The organism is Bacillus sp. LR_5 (assembly GCF_042709275.1).
This window is the reverse complement of the sequence record NZ_JAVAXX010000422.1, coordinates 1-3,952: the sequence shown is the minus strand read 5'-3', so window position 1 is coordinate 3,952 and position 3,952 is coordinate 1. Positions and strand designations below refer to the sequence as shown.

The 3,952-nt window shown below is 42.1% G+C and carries 7 protein-coding genes; 2 read left to right on the top strand and 5 right to left on the bottom strand.

What is annotated here, in order from left to right:
• Window positions 1-88: 88 nt before the first annotated feature.
• Complete coding sequence (locus RAC86_RS36235; RefSeq protein WP_041521064.1) at window positions 89-463, bottom strand: nucleotide excision repair endonuclease; 375 nt, start codon at window positions 461-463, stop codon at window positions 89-91.
• Window positions 464-558: 95 nt separating this feature from the next.
• Window positions 559-1,683 (bottom strand): NAD(P)/FAD-dependent oxidoreductase, encoded by a 1,125-nt coding sequence (locus RAC86_RS36230; protein ID WP_072565236.1) that lies wholly within the window; start codon window positions 1,681-1,683, stop codon window positions 559-561.
• Between the two features lie 158 nt (window positions 1,684-1,841).
• Here RAC86_RS36230 and RAC86_RS36225 point away from each other — a divergent pair, with 158 nt between their 5' ends.
• A complete protein-coding gene (locus tag RAC86_RS36225) occupies window positions 1,842-1,991 on the top strand; it encodes a hypothetical protein (RefSeq protein ID WP_003240873.1) in 150 nt (49 codons plus the stop codon).
• Window positions 1,991-2,263: a hypothetical protein gene (locus RAC86_RS36220; RefSeq protein WP_003222817.1), complete on the top strand. Its 273-nt coding sequence runs from the start codon at window positions 1,991-1,993 to the stop codon at window positions 2,261-2,263. The genes RAC86_RS36225 and RAC86_RS36220 overlap by 1 nt, the downstream gene beginning before the upstream one ends.
• Before the next feature lie 163 nt (window positions 2,264-2,426).
• Here RAC86_RS36220 and RAC86_RS36215 read toward each other — a convergent pair whose 3' ends face one another.
• From RAC86_RS36215 to RAC86_RS36205, 3 genes are all read right to left on the bottom strand, one after another.
• Window positions 2,427-2,810 (bottom strand): VOC family protein, encoded by a 384-nt coding sequence (locus tag RAC86_RS36215; protein ID WP_014115076.1) that lies wholly within the window; start codon window positions 2,808-2,810, stop codon window positions 2,427-2,429.
• Between the two features lie 109 nt (window positions 2,811-2,919).
• On the bottom strand, window positions 2,920-3,198 hold the full coding sequence (locus RAC86_RS36210) for an ArsR/SmtB family transcription factor (RefSeq protein ID WP_072566777.1): 279 nt from the start codon (window positions 3,196-3,198) through the stop codon (window positions 2,920-2,922).
• A 442-nt stretch (window positions 3,199-3,640) separates the two neighbouring features.
• A partial coding sequence (locus RAC86_RS36205) for a SufD family Fe-S cluster assembly protein (RefSeq protein WP_377886739.1) occupies window positions 3,641-3,952 on the bottom strand: 312 nt, incomplete at its 5' end.

The window sequence follows — 3,952 nt, the reverse complement described above, 5'->3', positions numbered from 1 at the left end:
AAAGGTCTATCTGCGGAAAAATGCCCAAATCAAAAGCCAGAACTTCACATAAGCTCTGGCTTCGCTGTTCAATCCGCAGACTGACTTCTTATTTAAAAAATACCTTGTCTATATTGTACTTCGAGTGCTGTGTATTGATGATATATGTTTCGTAAATTTCTCTTTCCATTGGATCTTCAACTACACATACTTCAATTTTATATACTTCGTCTCTGTGATGTTTGATCGGTGAGACAGTATCTTCAAAATGCTTCTTAATTCTCTGTCTTAACTTTCTAGCTTTACCGACAAACAGCAGCTCGTCATGAATGTTATAAAACATGAAGATGCCGCCTTTATCCCTTGGTATCTGGTGAAAGTCGATGAATCCGTAAATCGCCTTTATTTTCGGCTCGTTATCATTAGCTGACTGCTGTCGTTCGGTGATGGTGACATTCGGTGCAGGTATATCAATTTTTATCAAAATCAGTTCACGTCCTCTTTTTCATTAAAGGTAAATGCTAACACAGACAGAAAAGAAAAGCTAGAACAGCTTTACTATATTTGTTTGTTATGCTTTTACTTATTATGCAACGCTCCGGCTAGATCATAAGGGCTAAGGTCGATTTCTGTCTGTTTTCCGAGAACTAGCTTTGCGAGCTCTGATCCCAAGAACGGCCCCATCGTTAATCCCGAAGCGCCTAAACCGTTAGCGGCAAAAAGGCCTTGAACGTCCGGTACAGCGCCAACAACCGGCAGAAACCCTGGTGTAAACGGCCTAAAGCCCACTCTTGTTTCAATGGCAGCAGCATCAGCAAGACCCGGTGCTGACGCTAGCGCTTTACTCAATACTTCGTGCTGTCCTCCGGCTGTCACACGCAGATCATCTAGATCGGCATCGTTTTCGTGTGTGGCGCCAGCTACAATTCTGCCGTTATCAAACGAAAGAATGTACTGATCGTTCGGCGGCATCACAACCGGCCACGATCCTGTATCCGGTTTCGTCATTTCAAAATGCATAATCTGCGCTTTCTGAAAGGACACTTGAAAATGAATGCCAAGAGGTTTCATGACCTCATTGGCCCATGCCCCCGCTGTCACAATTACCGCGTCAGCCGTAAAATGCTGTGTGTCTGTTTGTACACCGGTGACCGTTCCATTTTCAAAAAGCAAGGACGCATTTCCTTTGATGATCTTTGCTCCGCGTTTCTCTGCAGCGCTTAAAAGGGACCCGCACAGCGCTCTTCCGTTCACACGGGCGGCACCGCTGATATGAACTGATTCATAACCGTCAGCTAAAATCGGAAACAGCTTTTTCGTTTCACTTGCGGACAAGCGGGTAATGTCGCCGATCTCCGGCGCATCCTCCCGTCTCTTATACGCCCGCTCCTCCATCTTATCAAGCTTTGCCGCATCAGTATGAATGCTGATGGCACCGACACGCTTATATCCTGTATCCGTTTCTCCGTCTTCTTCCAATTGATGGATTAAATCCGTATAGTACCGTGCTCCTCCCTTAGCAAGCTGATACCAATCCTGATTACGGCGCTGCGAAAGCCAAGGACAGACGATCCCTGCTGCCGCATCAGTCGCTTGACCAGGTTCCTTCCGGTCAATCACCATGACCCGGGCACCCAATTTGACAAGATGATAAGCCGTCGACGCGCCTAGAATCCCTGCACCGACGATGATGTACGATTTCATATGCAAACACCTTTTCTTTTATAATGTCTATTCATTTTACCAAATAGAGTGCTTCCCTTCGACCTTTAGCCCCAATGTGAAAAAACCGCGAAGTTCGTCCAATCTCTTCACTCTCCTATCGAATATCCTATCACTATCAATAGAGAAAGGATGATACCATGAGCGAAAATCGTCATGAAAATGAAGAAAACCAAAAGCGCAATGTATCAGTTGCTAAAGTTGAAAACAGCGGCAATGCAAAAGTCGTAGTCAACGTGAATACAGATCAGGATCAGGCACAGGCACAGTCTCAAGACGGAGAAGAGTAATGAACGAGAATATCATTCCTATCAACAGACATACTCAAGAGATGCCTAACAATGGATCTATGATCGAAAACAGCGGCAACTCAGAGGTCCATATCGATATCCACATTGATACAATGCCGATCGCCTTTGCCATTTTATGCTCTGCATTAGCCGCAAAACAGATGTCAAAAGAGGAATTTGACACGGCTTATACTCGTTTACAAGAGATGAATAGGGAACATAACAGCAATACATCTGTAAAACAAATCATCAATCAGGAGATCGAAGAATAAGAAACCGCGGCCCCTCGGCCAGCGGTTTTTCTTCTGCATACAAAAAGGACGCGATTAAAAATAGACACGTCCTTTTTTATGAAAAAATTCACTTAATTAATTGTGAATAAAACAGTTTTATTTTTTGATGAAAACCACTTCACTGAACTTAAACTCGCATCGGTTACTTCTGTACAATTTGAATAAGGTTGCCGCAAGTATCGTCGAAGACAGCTATTGTGACTTCGCCCATTTTTGTCGGTTCCATAGTAAACTTCACGCCTTTTTCCCTTAATCGTTTGTACTCTTTTTGAATATCTGCAACGCCAAACATTGTTGCTGGGAAGCCTTCGGCGAATATCTTCTTTTGATACTCCTTGGCGGCAGGATGTTCATTCGGTTCGAGTAAAAGCTCGGTTCCGTCTTGATCATCTTGAGAAACAAGCGTTATCCACCTAAATTTCCCCATAGGAACGTCTTCCTTTTTTACAAACCCCAGTTTTTCTGTATAAAACTCCAGTGCCTTGTCTTGATCTTGTACGAATATACTGGTAACAATGATTTTCATACTGTTTTCCCTCCTTTGATATGAATGACGCATGGTACTGTGCTAACAATCTGGCTACAAGCAAAACAACCCACACATTTGTCAGAAGTCCTGTTCTGATTTTATAAAATTATTCTACCCATCCTTTGAGCAAATTTTTAAGCGGTTCGTTGTTGAATATAAGTACTCGATATTTTCCCTTTCGTTTTGATTTTACGAGCTCTGCATCTTCCAGGATAGAAAGATGTTTAGCTATCGCCTGTCGCGTAATGGAGAGGTTGTGCTTCGTAATGAGACGTACCGTAAGTTCATACAACGTCAGCTCGTTTCGTTCGGATAGTTCGTCTAATATAAGCCGACGAGTCGAATCGCCGAGTGCTTTGAATATAGCGTCTTTGTCCCAATTCATATATCGAGTATAAGCAACTACATGGTTGCGTGTCAAGCAAAGCAACTGTATGGTTGCTTGATAAAGGAACCGTATCATGCAGCCGTTAAAAGTCGTTTGAATCTTATAGAAAAGTTTACTTGTGTAAGCAGGAGAAATTGTCCCGATTGTATAGACATCATGTGGTCATTATCGCAACAAGAACAAATTTATCCTGATTTTTCATTAGACTTCAATATTTTTCAGGATAGGCTTTTGACAAAAGAATCGCAAGTCTGACATATGTATTTTCGATTAGGATATTTAACCATCAAAAAAATAGTGGATACTTAACTTGATATCACTGAAAAAATAAAAGAAGACGAACTTCAAAAGTTCGTCTTCTACACACGAAATCGGCACGCCGACAATTTTACAATTTATAATAATCCCTTAAACCCTTGATAAACAAAGGTTTTCATCATTAACCAATAGAACCTTCCATTTCGAACTTAATCAAACGGTTCATTTCAACAGCGTATTCCATTGGAAGCTCTTTTGTGAATGGCTCGATGAAGCCCATTACGATCATTTCAGTCGCTTCCTCTTCAGAAATACCGCGGCTCATCAAGTAGAAGAGCTGCTCTTCAGATACTTTAGACACTTTCGCTTCGTGCTCCAATGAAATGTTATCATTTAAGATTTCATTGTAAGGAATTGTGTCTGAAGTTGATTTGTTATCCATAATGAGCGTATCGCACTCGATGTTAGAGCGGGCGCCTTCCGCTTTGCGTCC

Bases quoted from the DNA above. Each gene is read 5' to 3' on its own strand.
- RAC86_RS36230 (WP_072565236.1), bottom strand. From the start codon at position 1,683: ATGAAATCGTACATCATCGTCGGTGCAGGGATTCTAGGCGCGTCGACG.
- RAC86_RS36225 (WP_003240873.1), top strand. From the start codon at position 1,842: ATGAGCGAAAATCGTCATGAAAATGAAGAAAACCAAAAGCGCAATGTA.
- RAC86_RS36220 (WP_003222817.1), top strand. From the start codon at position 1,991: ATGAACGAGAATATCATTCCTATCAACAGACATACTCAAGAGATGCCT.
- RAC86_RS36215 (WP_014115076.1), bottom strand. From the start codon at position 2,810: ATGAAAATCATTGTTACCAGTATATTCGTACAAGATCAAGACAAGGCA.
- RAC86_RS36210 (WP_072566777.1), bottom strand. From the start codon at position 3,198: ATGAATTGGGACAAAGACGCTATATTCAAAGCACTCGGCGATTCGACT.